The sequence below is a fragment of the Bacillus cereus group sp. BfR-BA-01311 genome (genome assembly GCF_022664295.1).
GTDB lineage: Bacteria > Bacillota > Bacilli > Bacillales > Bacillaceae_G > Bacillus_A > Bacillus_A cereus.
This window is the reverse complement of record NZ_JAKUHC010000014.1, coordinates 65,788-91,862: the sequence shown is the minus strand read 5'-3', so window position 1 is coordinate 91,862 and position 26,075 is coordinate 65,788. Positions and strand designations below refer to the sequence as shown.

The window sequence follows — 26,075 nt, the reverse complement described above, 5'->3', positions numbered from 1 at the left end:
TTAGTTATGTGCACACTTCTTAGATGGAAACGTATAATCATCTTATTTAGTTTTATCTGTCTTTTTTTGCAAACAAAACATGTTATTGCAGAAACGAACACCATACAAACGACTCCTAAACCCAATCAGAAATTAACAAATACTCCATCGAATCTTTCAATGACTTTTTCAGCTCAAATCAATACAGAAAAAGCTACTGTTCAAATTTTTGATGAAAAAGGAACGAGTAAGGTTGAAAATTCAATTAAATTTTCGAATAACGAAACAACTTTATCTATACATTTACCTCCATTAACAAGCGGGGTTTATACAGTTATTTATTATATACCCTTGCACACTGGGGAAGTAATTCGTGATTCTTACATATTTACAATCGATACACTGTCAAAAGACAAAGCAAAACAGTCCATCTTTTCGTTTCTTTCACTCTTTCAACTTAAGTATGATTCTCAATTTTGTGGAAATATTTTCGCAACCGTTTCAAACAGCACCTGGATTATACTCCTTTACTTGATGAACGTACTTCATTACGTAAGTATCATTGTATTAATTGGATGGGTTATATGGGGAAGTTTGCTTAAATCTACTGATTCTACAAATTTCAAAAGTTATCAAACTAATCTTTTTATTTTCCAATTATTTTTTTTGCTCGCGACATTACTTTTACTTATAATCCAATCTATTAGTACAATTGATTTCGATATGAATCAAAAAATATTAGCAATACCTATAGATATATTGTATGGAGTTTCCTGGATTTCCTTACTTTCACTTGCTTTCATAGGCTTTTTCTTTCTTTCCCGCTCAAATGTATTCTGTATTATATGGATAATCCTTATACTGTTTTTTAAAAGTATGACAGTCTATACCCTAACTATATTTCCATCTCCTTTTACAATAATTCTTGAAAATATTTATTTATATATTGTTGCTGTTTTAGGAGGAGGTTACTTATTTATAGCTACTTTTCAAAAGCGACTCTTTGTTCAATCACTTCTCCCTAAATTCCATCTATATGCTTGTATTTTGGCAGCCATTTTATTCACCTATAATCTGTTTATTTATTTTACTTATTTGAATTTAAATACATCTGGAGCAACTTTCTTCACAATTCAATTACTAACCATTCTCCTTTGTTCGATACACCTGTACATGTTTATCAAACAGAAAAAAAACACCTTTCTTTCGCTTTGTTTTCAGGTAATTTTATTATTATGTAATATAATAATTCACGACTGGATAGGAGTATATAATCATCTATTTATGTAAAAAAACACCAATAAAGTACGAATATTTTTTCACATCATTTTTTATATTTGAGATAGAATGCCATTCTTTTTAATTAGAAGGGGGCTTGGTATAATGCTGAGGGAATATCATGTGGTTGCCATTCCAATTCGCATTGTTATTAACAACTATGGCGATCACGATCCTGAAGGTAAGATATATGTTTTAAAAGAGAATGTCAGTAAAGTAAAAAAGCTCGTAGAGGAAAATCCTTTTTCAACAGTAGACCTCGTGCAACCACTCGTTATTCGTGCCAATGTAGGAGATACCGTAAAAGTAACCTTTGAAAACCAATTACCTTTTAGCACTTCCATGCATATTCAATTAGCAGAGTACGATGTACAGACTTCAGATGGAGCATTTGTTGGAAATAACAAAAACACTACTGTTCCACCTGGTCAAAAACGAATCTACACTTGGGAAATCATCCGTGAAGAGATTCACCTTTTCTCTGATTTAGGTAATCCACTTTCCAGCGAAGAAGGAAGTAATGTACATGGCTTATTTGGTGCATTAATCGCACAACCAAAAGGATCTACATGGACAGATCCTATAACAGGCTTACCTATTAACAGCGGAATTTACGCTGATATCCATAATCCACTATTACCTTCATTTCGGGAATACGCATGGTTTTTCCATGATGAAATGGAAGTCAAAGATTTAACAGGAGCTAAATCAATTGACCCTCATACATTACAACCTGGGGAGACACATTCGGTTAACTATCGATCTGAACCGATGCGAAACCGCGTTCGTCTTATTCAAGAGGGGATTGTTTGTCCTGATTGTGAAGGTGAAGAAGTTCATCATGATTCCTGGGTATTTGGCGATCCAACCACCCCTATTTTACGTGCTTACGTAGGAGACCCTCTTAAAATTCGTGTTATTCATGGTGGGGTAAAAGAAACACACGTCTTTCATTATCACGTCCATCAGTGGCTATTTGAACGTAACAATGTTAATTCCTTAGAAGTCGATTCATTATCTATCAGTCCGCAGAATACGATAACCGTTTCACCTTTATACGGTGCAGGAAGCTCACAAGGTGCATTTGGCGATGTTATTATTCATTGTCATCTTTATCCTCATTTTGGTGAGGGAATGTGGGGAATGAATCGTATTTTTAATACATTACAAGACGGAAACCAGTTTTATCCAAATGGTGTGCCTATTGCAGCACTACAGCCGCTTCCTGATCGGCCAATTCCACCTGCACCAACACGAGAGAAACCAGGATTCCCGAACTTTATTCCTGGTGTGTTTGGTTGTAAAGCTCCCCGTCCACCACTTGGAATTGTAGGTGGCCGCAAGTCAACAGAGCTTGAAATCAATCAATTTGATCCAAACGCTCGTCCGGGTGCCGTATTTGTGAACCCTTGTCCCGAAGGAACAAAAGTAGAACGGGTTTTTAATGTCGTTGGTATTCAAGTACCTATTATATATAACGAAGAAGGCTGGAATGATCCAGAAGGTCGTATATTTGTATTAGAAGAAGATGAAGAAGATGTGTTATCTGGTCGTAAAAAACCAGAACCTTTTGTCATACGTGCGAATGCCGGTGAATGTATTCGTATTAACTTTACAAATAAGTTTCCAGAAACATTAGGCGGAAATGCATTTCAACTTGTAGAACGAACATATGAAGCAGCTACTCACGTACACTTCGTCAAATTCGATCCTCTCGTTGCCGATGGTGCTAATGTTGGCTGGAATTATGATAGTAGCGCTTTACGAGGTGAAACAATTCAAATGCAGTGGTTTGCAGATGTTGAATTGAAGGCTGTTTTCTTTCATGATCATTTATTTGCGAATTCACACCAACAGCATGGTTTATTTGCAGGAATATGTATTGAACCAAAGGGATCCCAGTTTCTCGATCCTCGTACAGGAAAAATTTTACGGTCTGGTACACAAGCAATCATTACAAATCCACTCATACCTGATTTTCGTGAATTTGCCTTGTTTGTTCATGATTTTTCGCTTTTATTTGATCGTAGGGGTAAACCACTTAATGCACCTGAATTTTCAGGTTCTGAAGGTGACCCTGGCGTTATGGCCATTAATTACCGAAATGAACCGCTATCAGCACGATTAACAAATCCTGAAACTGACCCAGCTTTTGTTTTTAGCTCTTTCCTTCATGGGGATCCTGTGACACCATTATTACAAACTTATAATGGTGATCCAGTACGCATTCGATTATTTCAAGGCGCTCATGAGGAATCTCATAGCTTTAACTTACACAGACAAAGTTGGCGTAGAAATCGTCCGGATTTAGAATCAGAATTTACTCAACAACAAACTATTGGAATATCAGAAGCTTTTACAGCAGAATTTGCGGTTGAAGGCGATGGCGATTTTGATATGCTGTACTATTACGGTGGAATTGATGATATTTGGCTCGGAGCTTGGGGAATTTTCCGGACATTTAAAGAGCGGGTTCCAAAGCTATTCCCTCTACCAGACCGACCGCAACCACCAAAAAGAACAAAACCATTGCCAAAACCTACCGAGGAGCAACCTCCACCAGCAACAGATCCTGGTGAGCCTTGTCCACCAAATGCACCAGTTCGAAAATTTGAAGTTGTTGCATTTCAAACTAAAATTAAATATAACAAAGCTGGTGATAATGATCCCGTTGGTATTATTTTCGCTTTAAAAGAAGATGTTGAAAATATAAAGAACGGGAAAATAAATCCCGAACCACTTATATTACGTGCGAATACCGGTGAATGTGTAGAAGTTACTCTCCACAATCAATTAACAGAGCCATTTCATAACGAAGGAGAACTTCATGGTTATCCAGAAGTGCCCGATGAAGATATTGTTTTCACGCCATCCAGACGAATTTCTCTTCATGCACAAATGATTGCATATGACGTTCTTGGCTCAGATGGTGCTACAGTTGGATTTAATCCAGATCAAACCGTGGCACCAGGGGAAAGTATTACGTATCGTTGGTTTATTGATCGTAATTTTGGCGCTTGTAATCTCTGGGATATGGCTGATTTACGTAATCACCGGCACCACGGAGCTTTTGGTATGCTAATTACAGAACAAACTGGCGCTCTTCATCTCGATCCTATAAAGCGCACACCAATCCGAACGGGTAATCAAGCAGTTATTTCACATCCACTTTTCCCAGAATTTCGCGAATTTGCTTTATTAATGCATGATGGTGTTCGCCTTGTAGATAAAAATGGAAATCTTATTATTGATCCCGAAGCAATTTTTATAGCACCGGAAGAAGGACTAGAAGATCCAGAAGATCAAGGATCTCGCGGCTTTAACTACCGCTCAGAACGTATCATTCATCGCTTAAAGCAAAATCCAGATGTTTCAGCAGTATTTAGTACAAAAATTCACGGAGATCCTGCTACACCGATATTTTTAGCACATGTAAATGATCCAATTATCTTTCGTTATACTTTCCCTGCTGACAAACCTCGAGCACATGCTTTTACAATACACGGACATTCATGGCTTCGAAATGAGAATAATTTAAACTCAACCTATATCGGTCTCCAAGGAGAAAATAGCGTTGGTTCCAGAGCAAATATAGTCCTTGCACATGGAGCTGGTGGTCTAAACGGCAGACCTGGCGATTATATGTACCGTTCGGGTAATATTCGCTGGGACATTGAACTTGGTATGTGGGGGATACTTCGGGTACTAGGAAAGAGTAATGACAAACTCCCTCCTTTACGAACCCCCTAAAAAATAGGCTATCCCCGCTTTGTAGGGATAGCCTTCATATTCATTGTATCAAATACACTCTAAATCACTTCTTCTGCATCAGGTTGGTCAATCACAATTACATCTCCATCTTTAAAACGAATTTCTCTTATATTTACCCATAATATTGTCACTATTACTTTTTGTTTCTGCAATACGCCGATAAAATCTGTTCCCACTTCTTGAATCTTCCCAACAATAACCTTTTCATCATTCTCATCACAACGTATTGTTACTTCTATTCTATTGCCGATATTTTTTAAAAGCTGGAAATTTAATCTTTCCTTTAAACCATTAAAATTTAATGGGACCAACTCTTTACATATAGGATTTCTATTACCTATCGATTTGTTCACTTGTGATTCTTTAACAATGGGGACTTCTATTTTTTTCTCTAAAGTATTCTGTTCCATTTTCCGATTTTTACCTTCTAAACCTTCTTTCTTTTTTACTGATCCAGGAATATTTAATAAAGGGCGTGACACCCCACTATTTTGTTTATCAGACCGCAAAAGACAACCTCTCCTTTGACTCATTCTCTTCTTAGCTTATGAAAAATAGAATAAAAAAGAGACATACCAAAAACAAAAGGTGTTTTTTCTTTTTTATGGAAATAAAGGTACAAACCCCTGCATAATAATAAATTGATAGTAAAAATTCATAATGAAAGGGGGATATGCGTATTTTCTCTTGGTACATACCATGAGATTTCACGCTATACGTATGTCAAAAAACAAATCAAAACCAAAACATGGAAAACGACCACCTGAAACAGTCGATTGTTCACCACCCAAAAAAATCCCTTTAGAAAATACAGCAACTCTACCTGAAAATCAAGTATTTGTCGATTTATTAGGAAAAAATATTTTATTGTCTACACGTGCTGATCAACTAAATATTTTAGGGCAAACATTTCGTCCTATTTTCACTGGAAAACTTGTAAGGGTAACAGATGGCTTCATTACACTTTATCCTGTCATCATTAAAATGAATAATGCACCATTTTTTCAATTCCCTACACCTCTCGATTTTGCAATTGAAATGATCGTCTTCTTCTTACCCTTTGATCCTAATACTAAGTTTCCAATTCCATAATAATAAAGGTGGTGTAAAAAATGGAAAATCAAGATCAACTCAAAGAGAAAAATCCGCTTCCTCCAGTGTGTAAAAGCTCAGTTAACAATCCTTTAATTAATGAATTACGCCGTGCTAATGTTGCACAAGAATTTGCAAACCACATCGGTTCTCGGGTTTTTATTCTAATTGCACAATTTCCTTTTATGATTATCGGTACCATTGTTGAAGTCCAGGGGGATTACGCTTTTATTAAAATTGAAACAACTCATATTAATGAATTTGATAATATGACGGCTCGTTTACATATTGACGAGATTGAAGTATTCTTTATTGAAGACGGGAAATTTAAGATTCCAAACATTCAACAAATCCCAGGAGTTTAAGCTAAAAGGCTATCCCACTTGTAAAGGGCAGGTGATAGCCTTTTTTTCGTATACAATGGGATGAATGATGACACAGAAAGTATGACAAACGCATTTATTATACTAATCATATTTTATGAAACGAAAGGAGCCCTCAAATTATGAAAATGGACAACCCAAACCCAATATGGACTCCAACTTATTTTAATACCACTCCCTGTCCTCCATCATTTACCTGCTTTCCTGATGCCCCACCGGTCTTCCCTTCTCCTAACAGCTCACTTCCACAAGAAGAATTAGATCAATTACAAGCGTGCATTGAAGAAGCAAATAACTTACTCCATATTATTTCAAATCCAAGAAATCCAGAAAACACAAGAGCCTTACAGCTTTTTCTTTTAACACTTCGTGGTTTAAAAGTACAAGCAATTATTGCATGTGACAATACTCAGGAAAAGCAAATAGGCACTTTAACAAATGCAGGGAAGGATTTCATTGAGTTAACCAACGAAAAAAAAGGAAAAATACTGATCCCATATCTACAACTTTGTTTATTGAAACGGGATTGTAATCAAAATCCTATACCTCAACCTTTACCGTTTAACTTTACTCCACCTATTCGCCAAAATTTAATATTACATTTTGGAAAAACAGTAGCAGCAAATCCCCTTTTAATTAATACTTTCTTTGGTATTTCTTTAGCACTTTACTTACAAGGATTTATCGGAAAGAAAATTACAATTCGACTGCAAAATGAAGAAAACCTTATACAAGGGGTTTTAATTAGTGTTCAGGAGGGAGAGGAAGATGCAGATGACGTTTTAAGTCCTCCAGCTAAAATAAAAATAAAAGTTGATAATAAGATTGTAGACGTTGATTTAGATGACTTATGTTTTGCTTCCGTCTGTCCTCGTTAAAAATACTGTAGTGATTGTTTTTAAATATTTCAGCTTCGATTATATAAGCTTATACAAAAACGCTTAAATATGAACAGCAATTTTGTATTTATGTATCTAACTAAAGCCTTTCACTAACGCTCCGGTTATTGACATATATGAGGCGGCACACGAATCTATATGGTCTATCGTGGGAGTATCAAAGGAAGCAGATGCTCAAAGAATAATATAGTAAAGAATAAAGAGATGTTCAATTAATGCAGATATTAACAGAAATACAAGATAGCATGCGCCTTATAGCAAATTCAGAACAGAAGAAATCGTTTTGAAGTCGCTTGTTTGGTAAATAAATTAAAATCTAATGGTGAGGAAAAGTTTTTTCTATTTGAAACAAGATAAGAAGTAGGTTTTCCGTCTATTAATAATATTTAATTTTTAGCACTATAAATGTTAGTCAAGCATATATTATAGTATTGGAATTGGTTTCACTCACTTATTTCAATTTTATAGTTTCCTTCCAAGAACACCAACGGACATTGGTGTTCTTTTTAAGTAGGTAGATTTTGAAAAATAAGAAGTTTTCTTAGTTACAAATTTATAAAACAAAGAAGCACTCAAAATGAGTGCTTCTTTGTTTTATAATGCTATTTGTACTTGTTGTACTTGTAAAACTTTTAAAGTAAGATCTAGTACAATTTTTTCACGAAGTGTGTCAAATGTGTCATTTAATTCCGTTGGACAAGGAGAAAAGTCTAATTCAAAGAAATTAGCGCTGACTAATTCGCAATATGGTTGTTCGTTATAAACAACTGCATTTTCGAAGAAGTATTTGTCCAAACGTGGTAAATCACCGTCTTTTGGGTTAATAAAGTGAGATGTTGTGTCTGAGGAAGCTGCTATTAAAGGTAGTGTTAGAAAATCCCCCTCTGTTAAATCTGCAAAACCAGAGAACGGAACATTTGCAATACGATCAAATAATACTGAATTACACCCGCTACCTGCATATTCAATATTTTTACGAATATAACCTTGTACAAATAACTTTGCTCTTGTAACTCGGCGGAATTCTGTACCTGGTACTGGAGTGAATGCTACAGGAACTAACTTACACTGTGTTAAAAATACGTTTTTTAACACACGTTTAATTTCGGATGCTGAAGGTGCTAATGGGACATCTGATTCTACAACAATTTGAATTGTTCTTTCAGCTAATACAACTGGGATTTTTACAATCGGTGCTCCTGGTGTAAGAATTGGTGTTGCAGTCTCATCACTTAGTGGTGTTTGAGTTTGTCCTACCGTTTGACATGGTACATTGATTGGACATTTTTCGCTCATATTATCTAATCTCCTTTTAAAATTACTTTAGATTTTTAAAACTGTTCAATGGCAATATATTCGTTATTTTTATTGATGTATAAGCTTGTATAATAGGTTTTCAATTTTTTTTATTTTTTGTAGATATTTTATTGGCTTTCTCATTAAGAATTTTCACGAGTTGATACTTTATTAGTCATTCCTATATAAGCGTCGGATATTTCACATTGAATTATTAGAGAAAATCCCTTAAGAAATCAGGGTATATTTTTCGGGAAAATGAAAACAATACAAGGGTTTTCACTGATATAGATGAGTTAACATTTAGAGATTTAATTCAAGCTAGAAAAGAAGCTGGAGTAAACCTCGATCTGGTGGCTTCCTTAGCAGTGATACGAAGACAGAAACCAGAATCACCGATACAAAGCGTGCACTCTTTGATAAATAGGGAATCAGAGGACGATTTAATTCCGCACAGAATGCAATATGAGATTCAAAAATTAACGCATTTATTTCAAAGGCCACTAGAACAAATTGAAAATATGCAAAAAACGATTGAATATTTTACAAAACGAGATACGACTTTTGATAAAAAAATTGAAGAAATTTATCAAAAAGCAAAAAAACTTGGTGAAAGAGATAATAAGATACAAGGTTTAACACTTGCTTGCATTATATTTTTTACCAGTTTCCTAGAATAATAGAAAAATAAAAAAACTCATCCCTTATGAAAAAAGGATGGGCTTTTTTGTTTGCTATCGATAAAAAGACGCTGTGCTAACTATTATAAATACTGTATTTAAGTAATTAGATTCTTGAAATGGAGGTGAATTTTTATATTGTATGAAAAAGGACAGGAGATTTGAAATGCGTAACTTTTGCGCGAAATAAAACAAGTCCCTCATTCCCTTCAATCGCGTTGATACAACTCTGTCTCTATAACATCTCCTTGGACTTCACAAGAAAATGATATATAACAAGATAAAATTACTCATTAAATTACATAAGAACGAAACATAGTAAACGGATAAAATTTAACACTTCATAATTATTGGTATTATCTTACTAATATTACGCATTAAGTAATAATGATATTAATTTTTTTGGAGGTGTACACATGTATAATAAGAAATCTCAAAATGCCTTTAACCCAGATGAATTTTTGAGTGCCGTTACCTTGAATTCAAGTTTAGTTGGGCCTACATTTCCACCTATCCCTCCCTTTACATTTCCGACTGGACCTACTGGCAATACTGGCTCGACCGGCGACACTGGACCTACCGGTGACACTGGACCTACTGGCAACACTGGACCCACCGGCGACACTGGATCTACTGGCAACACTGGACCCACCGGCGACACTGGACCCACCGGCGATACTGGGCCTACTGGCAACACTGGACCCACCGGTGATACTGGGCCTACCGGCGATACTGGGCCTACCGGGCCATCTGGTGGACCAATGGGACCCACCGGGCCTACCGGGCCATCTGGTGGTCCTATTGGTCCAACTGGACCTACTGGACCCATCGGCGACACTGGATCTACTGGCGACACTGGATCTACTGGCGACACTGGACCCACCGGCGACACTGGACCTACTGGCGACACTGGACCCACCGGTGACACTGGACCTACTGGCAACACTGGGCCTACTGGCAACACTGGGCCTACTGGCGACACTGGACCTACTGGCGACACTGGACCCACCGGTGACACTGGGCCTACTGGCAACACTGGGCCTACCGGCAACACTGGGCCTACTGGCAACACTGGACCTACTGGTAGCACTGGACCTACTGGCAACACTGGGCCTACTGGCAACACTGGGCCTACTGGATCAGCTCTTATTAACCAAATTTATGTAGCAAATTCAAGCAGTAACAATGTTTCTGTCATTAATGGAGCAAATAATGCTGTTATTGCTACCATTCCTGTTGGCACCAGTCCAGTTACACCTGGAGTTAATCCATTAACTAATCGGATTTATGTAACAAATAGTACCACCAATGATGTTTCCGTAATTGATGGATTAACGAATACTGTAATTAGTACTATTCCAGTAGGTATTAATCCAGATGGAGCAGGAGTCAATACATCTACTAACCTTATTTACGTTCCAAATTTTAATAGTTCGAATGTTTCTGTTATTAATGGGGCGACCAATACCATAATTACTACTATTAGCGTCGGAAATGCTCCAAGGGGCGCTGAGGCTAACCCATTAACCAATCGGGTCTATGTAACTAATCAGGGTAATAGTAGTGTATCTGTAATTAATGGATTAACGAATACCGTAATTGCTACTATTCCAGTGGGATCTAATCCAATTGGAGTGGGAATCAATTCATCTACTAACCTTATTTATGTGGCAAATACTAACAGTGATAATGTCTCTGTAATTGATGGATCAACGAATACTGTAATTACTACTATTTCTGTCGGACTTGAACCAAGGGGAGGAGTCGGAGTTAACTTATCTACCAATCTTATTTATATACCAAATCGTGGGAGCAATAATGTGTCTGTAATTAGTGGCGCAACTAATACCGTGATTGCCACTATCCCTACTGGAACTCAGCCAGGTAGTTTTGGTTCAAAGGGAATAGGAGTTAACTCATCTACTAATCGAATTTATACTGTTGTATCTGGGCCTCCTCAAAATGTTACCGTAATTGATGGATTAACAAATACTGTGATTACCACTATTTCTGTAGGTTTTTCGCCAAGGGGGATAGGAATTAATCCTTAAAAGCACACTTATACTCAATAGATAGGTAAATAAGCTAGCCTAGTGACAACAAACAATATTCAAAAGCTATTTTCAGCTTCATAACCAATTTTAAGTACTTCTTTTAATATTACTAGCGTTTAATGATTTGAGCAGTTAGCTTTTGCTAGCTGCTCTTTTAGTTAAAATAATACTGTTGTTTAGTTTTATTGTCATCATCTTCCTCACCATTACTAACTAATTATTCTCAAAAAATTGGAGATAACTGGTCTCTTAATATATATTATGGATAGAGAAAAATATTAAATACTGAATCACATAGTTCGCACCGGTGAGACAATTGTTCTCGATTCATTAACAAGGCTTGGAAGAACCATTTATCAATGTAACCTATAATGGAAACGCCACAAATGATATTATTCAAAGTGCTGTACGAAAAGCAACTGCAAACATCCTATCGGCTTTTGCTGAAAAAGAGCGTCTAGATATCAAACAACTACAAGCTGAAGGGATTGCTTTAGCAACAGGATGGTGGCGATTTGGCCCCAACCACTGTTCGGCATTGGTGGCAAAATTCGCTTCCGTGCAGGATATTGAAGTCAGAATAGGTGAGTTGAGGTGGAAAAATCGTAAACCTCAATCCCTCATACATTAGGTTATCTTGATTTGGAGAATGGTTTAATCCTAGAACGTGTGCTACCTCATGCGCCACCAACCATGCAAATCTCTTAGAATCGCCGGTCCCATGAGGACTAAAATTACAATTCACTACTGCTCCCGGCTTTCCATTTGGATAAACCGCACAGCCTGAAGGGAACCCCGAAGAGTCTGTGGTTATATTATCAACTAAATAAATCACCAATTCATTAGGACCAACATAATTGCGATTATTAAAAAGTTCAATTATCTCCTGTGAAGGCTGTTCATTTCTTCTGCATTCGCCCACATGGATATCTTTAAGCTGTTGCAAGTTGGGATTATTACTAAGATCCTCTGTTGTACCTTGGTAAACAGCTATTCCACCTTGTGCAAAAAGATCATGCATAGCTTGAAACTGTTCATTAATCCAATTTATTCTCTCACTAGAAAGAGACACTAAGGTCTTAAAGTGTACAACAACACTGTGGATGGCTCTCGTAAATGACGATCTACCGATGCGAGTTCCAGACCTAAAATCCCAGTCGCGCTCAGGCCCCTCGCCCTCGCCAGTGTATTTGAACCAAAACAGATTATCATCCTGGTCAACAGCCATGATAACATGCCCGATTCCTCCAAGAGTGGTTACGCCTCCGAAAGCATACTTCATGTCCTTCCAGGAGCCACGGTCAATCACATTACCGGAATTAGGATGCCAGCCAAGGGTTCCTGAAAGATCGTCCTCGCCATTGCCGCTATATGAATACCAATACAGCTCCCCATTTTCATGAATTCCGAAGATGGCTCTTCCCGATCCGTGAATGTTTCTAAAGTTTTGCCAACCATTTCCTATCCGATTACCGGAGTTAGGATGCCAGCCAAGGGTTCCTGAAGGATCGTTCTCTCCAATGCCGCTGTATGAATACCAACGCAGATCGCCGTTCTGTTCGACAGCAAAGATTTCGAGCCGTGCCGTGCTGGATCTTCCTGAATACGGACGAACGAAGATACGGATGAATTTTTGCCAACCGTTTCCAATTACGTTTCCGGAATTTTGGTGCCATCCAAGCGTACCGTTCACGTCTAGCTCGCCTTTCCCATTGTAGGAGTACCAGTGCAGATTCCCGTTTGGGTGGATTGCCATAATGTCACCGTCACCGCATCCAAACACATGCAACATATGACCGAAGTCTCGGCCAATCTGGTTTCCTGTGTTAAAATCCCAATTATGCTCATTCGCTGGGTGCCACCATGGCTCACCTTGGCCTAAATATTTATTCCATTCGAGAGAGCCGTCTCGGCCCTTCAAACTATAGAAGATTCCCTGCAAGGGCAATCCACTATCAACCGGCGTCGTTCCATTGCCACCATGAAACATCCTATAAGTTCTCAGCATGTTCATCTCTCCATAATAAGTTGTCATCTGAACCCCGATTGTACGACAAAACTATCCTATCCTTTCCTGTTTGAAATTACATAATTAGATTAGGAACTTTTTCCGATGAATATACGTTCCATAAAATAACAAACTATTGGAGGAATTATCCGGAAGTGGAGAATTGACAAGGGTATACGTGGTACTCAAACAAAAATAAATTCACCTACAATCCATATTCATAGGGGGGAATCTTCACATCTTTTTTATAAATATCGTGACTTTATTTCAAATCTACACATAGCGCTATACTCCTTATTTAAGTTAAGAGAAGGAATATTTTATATTTAAAAGTAATTGGCAATAAAATAGGCGACAAATTTAAATTAGATGGTAGATTTTAAGCGTTTGATAAAAGCAAGACGAATACTTACAGATTTATTGTTGATACAAGTAGATAATATTTTAAAATAGAAGGTGTTTTTAATTCGACTAAGTGATCAATCGCTCAAGTAATATTCCCTCCAGTTGGCAATAAAGAGCATGGTGGAACGTGGAAATAGCCATCATTCCTTTTAACTTTTGGGAACGGTTCAGAATATGCTTTTGCTTATGGTGGCTTCTCCGCTAGGATTAATACGGACATGTTTTTACTTCATCTCATTATTAAAATTTCATATTAAAAAAGGAGCAGCATTGATTATGCTACTCTCGAAAACATTGCGAACAAGTGTAAATGTGTATTTGTGTACATTTACACATATTTCATATTAAAAAAGGAGCAGCATTGATTATGCTACTCTCGAAAACATTGTGAACAAGTGTAAATGTGTATTTGTGTACATTTACACATTTATCATAAAAATAAAATATCGCTAGATCCAATTGTTCATTAGTCTGCTTATAAAAAAAACAGTGTGAATATAAAATTGGAACTTCCCACAACTCCCATCCTGTAATATCAAAATCTTCTTCTTTTATATACGAAATACAATTATGAAGACGTACTAATGATTCATCATCTTCATTTTCATATTTTCTTTTCTCCAGTTCATAAAATTTTAAAAGATACTCTTCTAAAATTTTTTTATACTTCCTGTACTATTTTTCAAGAGTTCATTTGCAATTTCTACCTTCTCCATTCAAAACTCCACCTTTAAAATTTTTTATAGAAAAAAGGAGCAGCATAGACTATGCTACTCCTGAAAATGAGTACATACATTAAATGCTCCAATTACATAACAAAATTAGCTTTGCAATACGTTCCTATTGAGGATTTTCATCAATACAGCATCGATGAATTTTTTATAGATATTACTGATAGCATCCATTTATTCGCCCAAGATCCTTACGAATTCGCTATGAAATTCAAACGTGAAATATATGATCATACACGAGTTGAATGTACAATCGGAATTGCTCCTAACCCACTCATGAGTAAGGTTGCCCTAGACATTGAAGCTAAGAAGAACAAAGATGGAATTGCTTTGTGGCAGTACGAGGATATACCTACCAAACTATGGAGCATACGACCCCTTAATAAATTTTGGGGCATATCATATAAAACAGAAGAAAAGTTAAATAGAAAGGGAATATACTCTAATGGAGATTTAGCCAATTATCCCCTTAAATACTTAAAACAGAGTTTCGGCAAGATTGGAGAAGAATTACACTTACATAGCCACGGAATCGACTTTAGTCGCATTTCAGAAAAATATGTTCCCGCAACAACTTCTGTTGGAAAAAGCCAAATTTTAATGCGTGACTACACAATAGAAGAATTCCCGATTATTCTACTGGAGCATATAGAAGAAGTTTGTTATCGGCTTAGAAGACAAACTAAACTTGCTCAAACCGTTCATTTTTCTGTCGGTTATAGCAAGAATTATAACGGTGGTATTAGCAAAACACATACTTTAAGCCGTCCAACTAACTTAACAATGGATATTTATAAAATTTGTACATACTTTTTACATCAACAGTATACTGGTGAACCCATCCGCAGTATAAACATCTCTTTAACAAACTTACTTCAAGAAGGAGAAGAACAAATTTCTCTTTTTGATCATGTCAGGAAACGAGAATAAGAGGTGAAGTTAACAAAAGTAATGGATGAAATACGCACAAAATTTGGGAAGAACAGTATTTTACGAGGGATTTCCTACACACATAGCGCTACAGCTAGACATAGAAACACACTAATAGGAGGACATAGATCATGATTAACGCTAATATGCCAAAAGGAAGAGGTATGGTGAAATTCACTCCGTTTGCAGCGATGCCTGAACAGTTTGCTGGTATCCGTGAAATCATTAAAGAGAAAAACAAAGTAACTCGGCCGATCTTATTGATCGAGAACATGTTATTGTGTTCCTTATTATCTGAAGAAGAAATACTAATTACATATTATGAAGATGGTTATTTACTCTCTATCTATATGACTGTTGTCGGTATTGACCAGCAACATAGCGCTATAATATGTACGGATGCTTTTTATAACAAGATGAAGCTGCAATTTTCTAATATAATAGAAATGTAGACAGCGATTTTTCATGTAACTTCGAAAAGATTATTTCTATATTACTAGGAACATCTACATTAGTAGATGCATTTCTGAATTTACTTTAAATAAAAAACTGCAACTGATGTTGCAGTTTTTTATTTATTTCTCCTCCTCTTATTTCTTACTGTCCTTATATAAAAAGTTCTTTACTAACAAACCACTTAATAGTTGCATTTCCGAATGAGTAAAGAACTTTTTTATTTCTTATCACTTACTTGCAAATTCAAGATCCAGTCTCCCTGATGCTGATAATCTCAAATGACCATCAAATTCCTTCTCGGATTTCCCCTTCATTTTCTTAATTAATCCTGTTTTCTTTCCATTTTATATTTACAATTTTTCTAAAAATAAAGTTCAACTTCCAAGAACCAAAGATTGTAAAAAAGACCTCAAAACCAATAATGACCCATTCTAATACATGATGGTCTTCATTAGGACTATCACCAGCCATAACAAGCCCCCTTGTTCTCTTCTCAGAAAAATCATACAAAAAAGATAACATAGCGCTATGTTATCTTTTTATCTCTCACGACCTATTTGTGAACTGCCCCCTGTCAAGTAGACAGGGGAATATGAACATTTTGTATTTTGCTTGTAAGAACACAAAAAACTGTTTCTTATAAGGGATTAGATTTTTGATTTTATTTTTACGTCTTATTATATTAAGGAGTTGTAAGGTTATCTTATTCACAAAAGAAAAAGGTTTTTTATACAAAAACTTAAGGACCTATAACTCTTGAACATACTGCTACTATTACTTTAGAAAGGATGCATGATTGATATGGAAAAGGAAAATGTATTCAAATGGAAGCATTATCAACCTGATATTATTTTATTAATGGTAAGATGGTACCTACGGTTTTCGTGATTTGGTGGAAATGCTAGAAGAACGGGGGTTATCTATTTCTCATACAACGATTATGCGTTTGGCTCATCAGTATGGTCATGAATTGGACAAACGAATCCTTAGTCACCTCAGACAAACAAACGACTCTTGGAGGAGCGATGAAACATATATTAAAGTAAAAGGTCAATGGATGCATCTCTATCGTGTTGTTGATTCGTAAGGAAACACAATTGATTTTTCCCTAAACAAACGAGAGAATCAAAAGCTGCAAAGCGCTTTTCCAAGAAAGATTTGTGGTCTTTTTATGTTTCCAAGACCCGTGTGATTACAGTAGACCAAAAAACGGCCAACCCTATGGAAATCGAAGAATTGAAGAAAGAGAAAAAGATGCCTGTAGGCATTCAAATAAGACAGATAAAATAACCTAATAACATTGTAGAGCAAGATCATCGTTTTAATAAAAAAGTCCAACTTATTTACTGGACAAGTCTGTCCAAAATGAAATGAAGTTTATTCATCAACTATTAGGAATCTATATAACTCTTTCAAATAAATGTAATCTTTGCAACAAAACCAATTTTTATATTGTAGCAATAGACATTGTAACTAATCCCTACCTAATAAATTTCATATTCATCTAATATATCCTTCAGTTCAAACCAATCATCATCTTCAAAAACATTATCAAGTTTGGAAAGCTTAAATTTTAATTTCTGTACAAAAATAAAAATGCTATCGGCCAATTCAATTAATTGATTATCATCTAACTTAAAAAGTGTATCTCCATATAAATATTGCCAAACATATTCTGTTACTTCTTTATCTTGTTCAGGCGAATTTTCTATACATTCAATGATGTAAATAAAATCTTCTTTAATCTTTTCGTACACTTCCTCTAATGCCAATTTTTTTGGTATCTGTATTTGATTTTCAGTTAACGATTGTATTAATTTTTCCTTTTGTTTTTTACTCAAACTATCGCTATTAAACTTGGTTTTCAAATCAATTAAACGGTCATATTCGGTATTAATTAAATTTATAATTTTGCTCTGATTAACTCTTAAAAAATCAATGTCGATATCCGTATAAATTCCGTCTGTATTGATCCTTCTAATTAAGCTGTTTATATTCTTACCAATATAGTTTATTTCTTTAGTCAAATCCCTATAAACTTTCATATCGACATTAAGTTTAAAATGAGTTTTTGCTGAATCAATAAGAAATGCTGAAGTCGATTTATATCCTAATTCTACAGCTTTATTTTTTATCATTTCTTTATCTTTTTCATCTAAAGTTATTTGCAAATATGTTTTATGAATAAACCCCATAATTTCACCACCCATTTTATTATTTAATCGAGCGAAGCGACAACAAATATATAAGTGATTTTGTAAAAAATTGCTTATTTATATTTGTAAAGGTCGTAGGAAAATCCTACCAAGTCAAAAACAACGTTTTTGGGGATTACCATGGTAAACCCGTAGCTTGCCCATTTACTAATACCCCAAAATCTTACCACCTTTTCCAGTTATGTGTCATAATATGTTAAACATTTCATAAAGAAGTTGATATGGAAATGGTGAATATAGATGATACACAGAGAATGCAATGGAAGTTGTAGCACAAATCTTTAAATTATCGGCACAAGCCTTATTACATATTTAAAGATCATTAACAAATTTACAAGAAACTAAAGAACAACCTACAAAAGATAATATTCTTGATGAAAACCCCAAAATTAGTAAACAAAAAATCAACGAACTTATTAAAAAAAGAATAAAAATGATAGTGTAATTATTTTAAACATAATTTCACAAATTATGTTTAAAGCAGCACTGAAATCAATACAAAATATCCTATAAGATATGACAATTAGTTTAATAACCACTGACATTTTCAGCAGGCAATGATTATTTTATCTACTTTGAGTAGTTAATTTATTCTAAACAAGAGGGGACGTCCTTCTCTTTATACATTATGCTGATCAAACTTATTAAGAAAGATGGCAAACGAACCTATTTTCAATTATGAATTTTTAAACTAAATAAAAACAGTGACATAGCGCTATGTTACCGTTTTTATTTAGACGCCAACCAGAAAGCAACTCTCCTAAGTATGAAAGCTTATTAATTAATAGAATACTACTTATTGCAAGCCACCCATTTTTCATAAAGCATTCCTTTTACGAAAGCATTGAATCTCTTTACTTGTTCAACCATTAAAATCCTTTTACTTTAATGTTGGTCTAGCCAATAAGCAAATAATTCGCTAACACTTATGTTATGGCTTTTTGCAATTCTACGAGCTTTTTCCTTGTGAGATGGTGTGAACATAAGTGACATTTGTTCCTTTTTTTCTTTTCCTTGTAGAATATTAAGTTCAGGATTTTTAAGAAGCTTTAACCATCTCATATTCCACACCTCGACTCCCATTTCTACAAAGGAATCTGTTAGCTCCCACTTAATACCTTCACTTTTATGTTCTATAATCACTCCTTTTTCATTAATCCACTTATTTCCAACCTCAGTAATTGCTAACATTTGTTGAGTATTTTTCATTTGCACTCTCTCCTTCTCTAATCAGCTAACTATTTTTCATCTACAATATTGACTTACAAATCCCTTAAACTCCTCCACGATAAGGAAAATAATCAAATGTTTGAAAAAGAAATAATCCATATGCATATATTACCACCAAAAAAGGAACATAAGCTCTATAATTACTTAAAATTACTTCGTTATCTAACTTTACTTATTATTAAGTTAGTATTTCTAACTTTTGTGGTATGTAGCTGACTGATTAACTATACTCACACTATGAGAACATTAGGAGAAACTATTAAATATTTTAGAAAAAAGACAGGTTTAACCCAAGAGGTATTTGCTGATGAACATGGTTTTAGTCATGGTCAAATGAAACATTGGGAAACCGATCGACACCAACCAGATGTTGAAAGCATCAAAACTTTAGCGTCGATTTTTCGTATTTCTACAGATGCCCTTCTCAACTTCGAGAATGAACAAGATGATTCACTGCTAGCTTTACTGCAAAGCGACATCAAAAAAGCCTACGAGGAGCTTGATGGGCGTCAGAAAGGACGTTTTGCCAAACAGGTTTCTTTATATGTGGAAATGCTACAAAGCAACAAAGACATATTATAATTTTGATTCCATCATAAAAGAAATCATTCTCGTTTAATAAAGGTAAAGTTTTGCATATTTTTACCCCATTATCCATTGAGGGCTACGGCTCTCTTTTTTTATTTTCTTTCGACGAAATATGACAAAATGGTTGTAACTGAATTTGTTATGATTGGTGCGGAAATCTTACATTATGGTATTTACAAAGTCCTCCCAAGGCATAATAGGTTCTAAGGCTACATATGGTTCCATCCCTTGCTCTCTTGCTTGAATCAATGCCGAACCTAAGTCAGCAAAGTGGATGACCTTTTCATTTACAGCCTTCCCGTTTAATTTTTGTATTTCCTCTTGTGTTTTTCGTCCCTTAGATAGTAACAACGTAATCTGTCTGTCATGAATCTCAAATGCATGATCTACAAGGTCCTGGCTCAGATGAAAAAGATGCAAAACTAGCAAAGCAAACTTTTTATTTTCCTTAAACCTCCGGAAGGAACGCGATTCGTATTTGGAATCTAAGCAAGACAACTGCAATAGTCGTTTGGGATGAATTTTTTTACATCTACCCGTAGCTTTAAATTTCTAATAACCTGTAAACGCTGTATGACTTTGAGAAAGGCTTCCGGAGAAGATTGACCAGGGACCTCTCGAAGCCAGTGTCGTTTTATTGTATACAGGACTTACTTTAAATAGTGATTTCAGCTGTTGCTTTTGCGTATCACTTAGGGGTGATACAACAGATTTAAACATTCGTTCCTCCGCACAATCGTTGTCATAGCAGGTAAAATGACCTTACGTTTTCGTAACTCCTGAATGGTTGCATGAATGAGATATTCTGCATTTCCATTCTCTAAAGCTTGCTGAAGCGTATATTGAGCAATTTTGTGATACTCCTGCAAGGACAGGTTCTGATAACCATACCATTGTCTCAACTCTTCTAAGTGTTCGTTACGGATTGCTACTCGCTGTGCATATTTCGAGTATTCTTGTAGAGAAACCCCAATTTATTTGGAAATATAAGTAATAATTTATTTAGGTACATCTTTGATTTGAAGTAAAGTCCAGCCAGGGTAACGAAGAACACCAAGTTGTACAGCAATCCCTAGTCGGTTATAATCTCTTCCGTGCTTATTGATGAAATCAATATCTTGTGAAGTAAAGGTGTAATACATTTCCACATCATGTTCAATCATTTCATTTGGAATAGATATGAACATGGTCGTTGCTCAGGTGTCAGTAGTTCCTTTCCTCTCATGATACACTTCTCCTATTCACTAGATTATGCTTTCTTACCTAAATAACGATATAAAGTTGTAGCTCCAATTCCTGTGGCTGTTTCGACAGCTCTTATATATCCCTTCATTTTTTAAAATTATAGATTAGCTTTTTAAAGCTAATCACAAAGAATATGTATCAAATAAATACTTTCTAAAAAGTTGATTCCTTAACATACGAGGAGATCGGCTTTTTTTATAGAATTTTTCTTAGCGTATAAAATCCGCGTTTTGCCGTCAGGACCCTATCTAAATCAAATAATCCAACACTAATACTTTTACTCCTCAAGATTTTCTTTGCATTTAATTTAACATTCGGCTCACTCATCTCCAAGCTCTACTAGGGGTATCGCCAGCATTTTGTAAAATAATCTACACTAACCGAAAAAATACAATAAGCTGCCCATATGGACAGCTCATTTACACAATTATCATTATTGATGGCAAACAAAAAGACTCATTCTTTCTTACATGAATGAGTCTTTTTATAAAATTTCTCATAGGAAGTAAAACATCATAAACAATTTTACCAATGTTTTCGATCACAATGATGTTTATGCTTCCAACAATGGCAATGGTGTCTATGCTTTGAACAATCATCATGATGTTTGTGTTTCCAACAATCACAATGGCGTTTATGTTTTGAACAATCATCGTGATGTTTGTGTTTCCAACAATCACAATGATGTCTATGCTTTGAACAATCATCGTGATGTTTGTGTTTCCAACAATCACAATGATGTCTATGCTTTGAACAATCATCATGATGTTTGTGTTTCCAACAATTATTATCCCAGCTCATTTTCTTATCCCCCCTTTGCAAATAAGAGTTATATTATTTTATGTTTTAATAAAAGGAATGCTTGTTTACTAACCTATCTTATATTTTCTTTTTCTTACTTCATTCTTTATATAAAAGTTGAAAATTTAGGAAAGAATAGATTGTTTGTTATCGTTAAGTTTAAAAGCTTAAAAATAAGAATCTCTTTTAATTTTCAAGAAAAATTCTCTATGAATAAACATTCATAGAGAATTAACATAACGTCCTATTATTGCTAGTTGTATCCGAATACCGTAAAAATTGCTAATCCATTAGGGAAATCTAAATCTCCGGCACCAAACTCTCCTACACGTATAGGGGTTGTAGGATTGATAATATTATAAATTTCTATCGTGTCATCATCGATACCGCCCTGTCAGTACTAGATATATAAAGAAATTTATCTTTCACAATAATAGGAGGGACAGCAGGTGGAAAAGCAGGAAAAAGTCTACGACAGCATTTCTTTAGTTTTTGAAAATATGAGTTCAAAATAATTCATCTCTTTTTTTGAAACTTAATATAATTATTTATATTTGAATCTAGTAATTTGGCTTGTATATTTGTTCATATTTATCTAATAAAAAGCAAAATTTTATACAGTTTTTCGGTTAATGCAATAACAGACAAGAACCCTAAAATCGCACCAGAATAGGAATGTATAAAAAAATGCATAGATCCATAGAACAAAAAAAGACGATTCCCCTGTGAGAATAGGAATTCGTCTTTTTCTTCGCTACCGATAATGAGACATTATGTTAACCAAATATGAATATGGTATTCATCATTCATGTTTATTGAAAAAGCACGGACAAGCGTACAAGAAAAAAAGACTTTTCTAACATTTAATATATTAAATATTACTAGAGAAAGGAGCTTGATTATTCTTGTTCTCAAAAAATAGACACTTCAATCCTTACAATCTGTGCAATCCTTGCGCGTTTCCTCCAATTCAAGCACAAGCAGAACCGCGATCAGCGTTTAGGGCTGCCAATGCAGCAACTACACAAAGTGTAGGACCTGCTGATTTGACTCAAATTGCATATCCAAATAAAGTATTTGATTTAAACAATGAATATGACCCAATTACATCAACCTTTACTCCAAAACAGGATGGAATATATTTAATTATTGCAAGTTTGAGTTTTAATCCAAATGTTCCCTCAAATTATAGTTTGAGGATGTTTATTGATATAAATAGGGAAACGGCCGCGGCGGCTGATAACGATTTTTTTGGTGAAGAAGTAACCGTTACGAGTAATCTGTTGAATGTTTCTACCATTACACAATTATCTAGAAATGATAACGTGCAAATTCTTGCACAAGCTACCGTGGATGGTATTACTGTACCTGACCAAATTTTTATGCACTTTGAAGCAGTTAGATTCCCTTTTCTAATATAATAAATAATAAAACAAGTTTATTCTTTTAACTACTGATAACGATAGTTATGTAAATAAGCTGTCCTGATGGGCAGCTTATTGTATGTTTTTACTTAACGTGGTTTTTTCCGAAATGCTGGCGGTACCCAAATATTACTTAACATGGTAAAATAATATTTGGATGGGAGTCCAATACATATTATTAAAATTAAAGTGGTTCAAGTCGGAAGGCACCTTAGGGTGTCTTTTCTTTATGAAAAAATCCCCACACAATGTGCAGTGACCAGAACAACTTCCTACCTTTATCTTAATAAAGTTTAACTATCTTCAAATTGAAATCCGTAATCGTGACCACACCTCAACCACTCTCTTCCAAAACTTCCAAATCCACTATCAAAATAATATAAGGCCCTCCATACTGACCTACCTGTTCTTTTGTCATAAACTTCAAGTCCTAATGTGCCAGTACGTAAACCAGGGGTATCATTATGCCCATTTCTAAAATAATTTTGCCTTCCAGAAGCATTAGGACCAGATAGTATTGCTGAAGTAAAATGGGTATAACTTCGAGGAGCATTTTGGAATTTTCTCCATCTTTCTTCGAAGGTATTCCATCTACCATAATACTCTTTTCCATATTGTTTAATCCATACTCGAATATTATATTTACCTGGCCCTTTTCTGTGATTATAATCAACAGCTACGTATGATGTCCCATGATTTGTAGATGGACAAGAACCAAAACTATCACATCCACATCTTCTTCGAAAATTTGGATTTTTCTCAGCCCAATAGTTAATTAATACAACTGGATCAGCTCTAAGCCCTTCTGATTTATCGTCTGGAACTAAAACACTCGGATTTTCTACAGGACCTCTCCCAAAGTGACTATTTTGATATTTCTGCGGAATTTGTTCGTAAGTTGAATAGTCGGGATACACATATTGAATAGGATAGTTAATCTCAGGATAATAATATCTTTCATAATTTGGTATAAACTCAGTTGGTAAATATAAATTATTACAAGGTACATAATTATAAAATCCATCATAATAATACATTAACATTACCCCCTTTAAATCAATACAACATATGACATGTAATCATTAATTGATTTAAAGGACAAAATAAAAAGGGCTGCCTAAAAATGAACTGTACCCTATAAAATGGACAGTTTAATAAAAAGCCCTGGAAAATCAAGCACTTAAAAGATGGTTCCGATATTCGATCGGAGCCATCTTTTTTAATGTCCACTGATAGGGGTAAATCAATTATTTCACTACCTTATACATAGCTTCTTTATATTTATTAAACTCATCATCTTTCATATCACCATCCATCTGTAAAAAGGAAATTCCCTCCGTACATCCAATTCGGAAGATTTAAACCAAGCATAACAAATCCAGCTACAACTATTTTGTCATATTTATGTAAAATAAAAATAAAAAAGAGAGATTCCGCTTATGTGAAGATCATTTGTCTAGTAATGAGCATTTAATAATTATGATAAGTACAAGCATCATAAGGAGGTGTATACATGAATGAAGAAAATGAATTTTTGAGTGGAGCAGCATTTAATCCGAACTTACTGGGTCCTACATTGCCACCTATCCCGCCATTCACTTTACCCACGGGAGCAACAGGTCCTACTGGTCCGACCGGAATAACCGGATCGACAGGCCCTACTGGTCCAACAGGACCCACAGGGGAAACCGGATTAACGGGTCCAACAGGAATTGGAAGTACTGTAGCTTATGGAGCATTGTATGATAGATCTAATACACTTCGTACAGCAAATGTAGGCCAAAAAGTGATTTTTCAGAATCTTGGTCCATCTTTGGGAACAAATCTTAATTTATTAAATAATAGTATCCAAGTGTTGAGTGGTGGAATATATGAAATTAATATGGATTTAACAGCAAGAGTCTTTAATCGTGATTTAACCCCTGCAAATACAGTTTTAAAATTTAGGTTATATATTAATGATATTACACCTGTTCAAGAAAGTGAATTTGAAGGTACGACATCTATAAGTACAGATGTCCCTGCAAACGTTTTGAATGCGTATACCATCGGGAAAACAGTATTAATTAGATTAAATGCAAATGATTCATTAAGTATTATAATTGATGTTGCACAAGGTGAAGTTTCTTCTTATGGAAATCCATCTTTAGTGGTAACAAGAATTGCAGATTAATATCGGGCGTTAGAGAAAAAATTTTAATAAGAAGATGAATAGTAAAAAGAGGGCCGTCAAGTTCTCTTTTTTACATTTGGTGAAATTATGAAGCGAATGTTTATTTTAAGATGATATGTTTCCGTCTTCTTAACAAATACAGAGTACAAATATCATTTTGTCATCCCGCTGCATTGATTAGGTATGATAAGTAATTCACGGAGGTAACGTATGTCAAAAGAAAAGATTTACATGATGCGGCAGTAGACCAAAATTTAATTGGTCCGACACTCCCCCCTATTCCATCATTCACATTGCCAATAAGGGTCTCGCTAACAAAATACGAATTTCTAAGTTAAAAAACTGGGTTTTACCGTACATTAACAAAGTTCCATAAACGATCGTTTATGGGGAATTAAGACAAAAAATGAGACTGTTTTTGTAACAATTGTTGCAT

Annotated in this window: 21 protein-coding genes and 7 pseudogenes; 16 read left to right on the top strand and 12 right to left on the bottom strand. The window is 35.1% G+C overall.

Annotation, left to right across the window (positions count from 1 at the left end):
* Positions 1–6 precede the first annotated feature (6 nt).
* Both MR136_RS23825 and MR136_RS23820 read left to right on the top strand, forming a co-directional pair.
* A complete protein-coding gene (locus MR136_RS23825; protein WP_078421186.1) occupies positions 7–1,269 on the top strand; it encodes a copper resistance CopC family protein in 1,263 nt (420 codons plus the stop codon).
* Positions 1,270–1,362: 93 nt separating this feature from the next.
* Positions 1,363–5,007, top strand: a complete 3,645-nt coding sequence (locus MR136_RS23820) for a multicopper oxidase domain-containing protein (protein ID WP_078421187.1) — start codon at positions 1,363–1,365, stop codon at positions 5,005–5,007.
* Positions 5,008–5,066: 59 nt separating this feature from the next.
* On the opposite strand, the gene MR136_RS23815 is transcribed toward MR136_RS23820, so the two are convergent.
* Positions 5,067–5,537, bottom strand: coding sequence for a hypothetical protein (locus MR136_RS23815; RefSeq protein ID WP_078421188.1), 471 nt, complete (start codon positions 5,535–5,537; stop codon positions 5,067–5,069).
* Between the two features lie 211 nt (positions 5,538–5,748).
* Here MR136_RS23815 and MR136_RS23810 point away from each other — a divergent pair, with 211 nt between their 5' ends.
* From MR136_RS23810 to MR136_RS28475, 4 genes and pseudogenes are all read left to right on the top strand, one after another.
* Positions 5,749–6,120, top strand: a complete 372-nt coding sequence (locus MR136_RS23810) for a hypothetical protein (protein ID WP_242259642.1) — start codon at positions 5,749–5,751, stop codon at positions 6,118–6,120.
* 20 nt (positions 6,121–6,140) lie between these two features.
* Positions 6,141–6,485, top strand: coding sequence for a hypothetical protein (locus MR136_RS23805; RefSeq protein ID WP_078421190.1), 345 nt, complete (start codon positions 6,141–6,143; stop codon positions 6,483–6,485).
* Between the two features lie 140 nt (positions 6,486–6,625).
* Positions 6,626–7,381 carry a hypothetical protein gene (locus MR136_RS23800; RefSeq protein WP_078421191.1) on the top strand — a complete coding sequence of 252 codons (756 nt, stop codon included), beginning with the start codon at positions 6,626–6,628 and terminating at the stop codon, positions 7,379–7,381.
* A 221-nt stretch (positions 7,382–7,602) separates the two neighbouring features.
* Positions 7,603–7,689: pseudogene (locus MR136_RS28475) on the top strand (DUF3967 domain-containing protein); the annotation flags it as partial.
* A gap of 307 nt (positions 7,690–7,996) precedes the next feature.
* Here the strand turns inward: MR136_RS28475 and MR136_RS23795 are convergent.
* Entirely contained in the window at positions 7,997–8,698 is a 702-nt protein-coding gene (locus tag MR136_RS23795) for a CsxC family protein (RefSeq protein ID WP_078421682.1), read from the bottom strand.
* A 368-nt stretch (positions 8,699–9,066) separates the two neighbouring features.
* Between MR136_RS23795 and MR136_RS23790 the strand changes: the two genes are divergently transcribed.
* From MR136_RS23790 to MR136_RS23780, 3 genes and pseudogenes are all read left to right on the top strand, one after another.
* Positions 9,067–9,378, top strand: a complete 312-nt coding sequence (locus MR136_RS23790; RefSeq protein WP_078421683.1) for a hypothetical protein — start codon at positions 9,067–9,069, stop codon at positions 9,376–9,378.
* A 416-nt stretch (positions 9,379–9,794) separates the two neighbouring features.
* Entirely contained in the window at positions 9,795–11,429 is a 1,635-nt protein-coding gene (locus MR136_RS23785; protein WP_242259641.1) for an exosporium leader peptide-containing protein, read from the top strand.
* A gap of 264 nt (positions 11,430–11,693) precedes the next feature.
* A pseudogene (locus tag MR136_RS23780) lies at positions 11,694–11,931 on the top strand (recombinase family protein); the annotation flags it as partial.
* On the opposite strand, the gene MR136_RS28685 reads toward MR136_RS23780, so the two are convergent.
* Complete coding sequence (locus tag MR136_RS28685) at positions 11,926–13,422, bottom strand: tachylectin-related carbohydrate-binding protein (RefSeq protein WP_370658448.1); 1,497 nt, start codon at positions 13,420–13,422, stop codon at positions 11,926–11,928. The pseudogene MR136_RS23780 and the gene MR136_RS28685 overlap by 6 nt on opposite strands.
* A 508-nt stretch (positions 13,423–13,930) precedes the next feature.
* Positions 13,931–14,065: pseudogene (locus tag MR136_RS23770) on the bottom strand (toprim domain-containing protein); the annotation flags it as partial.
* 562 nt (positions 14,066–14,627) lie between these two features.
* Here MR136_RS23770 and MR136_RS23765 point away from each other — a divergent pair.
* Positions 14,628–15,641: pseudogene (locus MR136_RS23765) on the top strand (DinB/UmuC family translesion DNA polymerase); the annotation flags it as partial.
* Positions 15,638–15,958, top strand: a complete 321-nt coding sequence (locus tag MR136_RS23760) for a YolD-like family protein (protein ID WP_071728669.1) — start codon at positions 15,638–15,640, stop codon at positions 15,956–15,958. The pseudogene MR136_RS23765 and the gene MR136_RS23760, both read left to right, overlap by 4 nt.
* 322 nt (positions 15,959–16,280) lie before the next feature.
* Here the strand turns inward: MR136_RS23760 and MR136_RS23755 are convergent, their stop codons facing one another.
* Positions 16,281–16,433: a hypothetical protein gene (locus tag MR136_RS23755; RefSeq protein ID WP_170879416.1), complete on the bottom strand. Its 153-nt coding sequence runs from the start codon at positions 16,431–16,433 to the stop codon at positions 16,281–16,283.
* Between the two features lie 330 nt (positions 16,434–16,763).
* On the opposite strand from MR136_RS23755, the pseudogene MR136_RS23750 reads away from it, so the two are divergent.
* Positions 16,764–17,470: pseudogene (locus tag MR136_RS23750) on the top strand (IS6 family transposase).
* Here MR136_RS23750 and MR136_RS23745 read toward each other — a convergent pair.
* Complete coding sequence (locus MR136_RS23745) at positions 17,447–18,157, bottom strand: hypothetical protein (RefSeq protein WP_071728667.1); 711 nt, start codon at positions 18,155–18,157, stop codon at positions 17,447–17,449. The pseudogene MR136_RS23750 and the gene MR136_RS23745 sit on opposite strands and share 24 nt — an antisense overlap.
* Before the next feature lie 906 nt (positions 18,158–19,063).
* On the bottom strand, positions 19,064–19,387 hold the full coding sequence (locus MR136_RS23740) for a hypothetical protein (protein WP_071728666.1): 324 nt from the start codon (positions 19,385–19,387) through the stop codon (positions 19,064–19,066).
* Between the two features lie 258 nt (positions 19,388–19,645).
* On the opposite strand from MR136_RS23740, the gene MR136_RS23735 reads away from it, so the two are divergent.
* Positions 19,646–19,990: a helix-turn-helix domain-containing protein gene (locus MR136_RS23735; RefSeq protein ID WP_078421270.1), complete on the top strand. Its 345-nt coding sequence runs from the start codon at positions 19,646–19,648 to the stop codon at positions 19,988–19,990.
* A gap of 165 nt (positions 19,991–20,155) precedes the next feature.
* Here the strand turns inward: MR136_RS23735 and MR136_RS23730 are convergent, their stop codons facing one another.
* The 4 genes and pseudogenes from MR136_RS23730 to MR136_RS23715 all read right to left on the bottom strand — a co-directional run.
* On the bottom strand, positions 20,156–20,425 hold the full coding sequence (locus tag MR136_RS23730) for a hypothetical protein (RefSeq protein ID WP_242259640.1): 270 nt from the start codon (positions 20,423–20,425) through the stop codon (positions 20,156–20,158).
* 263 nt (positions 20,426–20,688) lie between these two features.
* Positions 20,689–21,138, bottom strand: a pseudogene (locus MR136_RS23725) (DUF4158 domain-containing protein).
* 522 nt (positions 21,139–21,660) lie between these two features.
* A complete protein-coding gene (locus MR136_RS23720) occupies positions 21,661–22,005 on the bottom strand; it encodes a hypothetical protein (protein ID WP_071728664.1) in 345 nt (114 codons plus the stop codon).
* Between the two features lie 314 nt (positions 22,006–22,319).
* Positions 22,320–22,552, bottom strand: a pseudogene (locus MR136_RS23715) (LVIVD repeat-containing protein); the annotation flags it as partial.
* Between the two features lie 395 nt (positions 22,553–22,947).
* On the opposite strand from MR136_RS23715, the gene MR136_RS23710 reads away from it, so the two are divergent.
* Positions 22,948–23,463: a hypothetical protein gene (locus MR136_RS23710; RefSeq protein ID WP_016125301.1), complete on the top strand. Its 516-nt coding sequence runs from the start codon at positions 22,948–22,950 to the stop codon at positions 23,461–23,463.
* Positions 23,464–23,759: 296 nt separating this feature from the next.
* On the opposite strand, the gene MR136_RS23705 is transcribed toward MR136_RS23710, so the two are convergent.
* Positions 23,760–24,509 (bottom strand): hypothetical protein, encoded by a 750-nt coding sequence (locus MR136_RS23705; protein WP_139365866.1) that lies wholly within the window; start codon positions 24,507–24,509, stop codon positions 23,760–23,762.
* Positions 24,510–24,979: 470 nt separating this feature from the next.
* On the opposite strand from MR136_RS23705, the gene MR136_RS28500 reads away from it, so the two are divergent.
* Positions 24,980–25,639 carry an exosporium leader peptide-containing protein gene (locus tag MR136_RS28500; RefSeq protein ID WP_078421271.1) on the top strand — a complete coding sequence of 220 codons (660 nt, stop codon included), beginning with the start codon at positions 24,980–24,982 and terminating at the stop codon, positions 25,637–25,639.
* A gap of 257 nt (positions 25,640–25,896) precedes the next feature.
* Positions 25,897–25,977, top strand: coding sequence for an exosporium leader peptide-containing protein (locus MR136_RS28680; protein ID WP_071728685.1), 81 nt, complete (start codon positions 25,897–25,899; stop codon positions 25,975–25,977).
* The last annotated feature ends 98 nt before the right edge of the window (positions 25,978–26,075 follow it).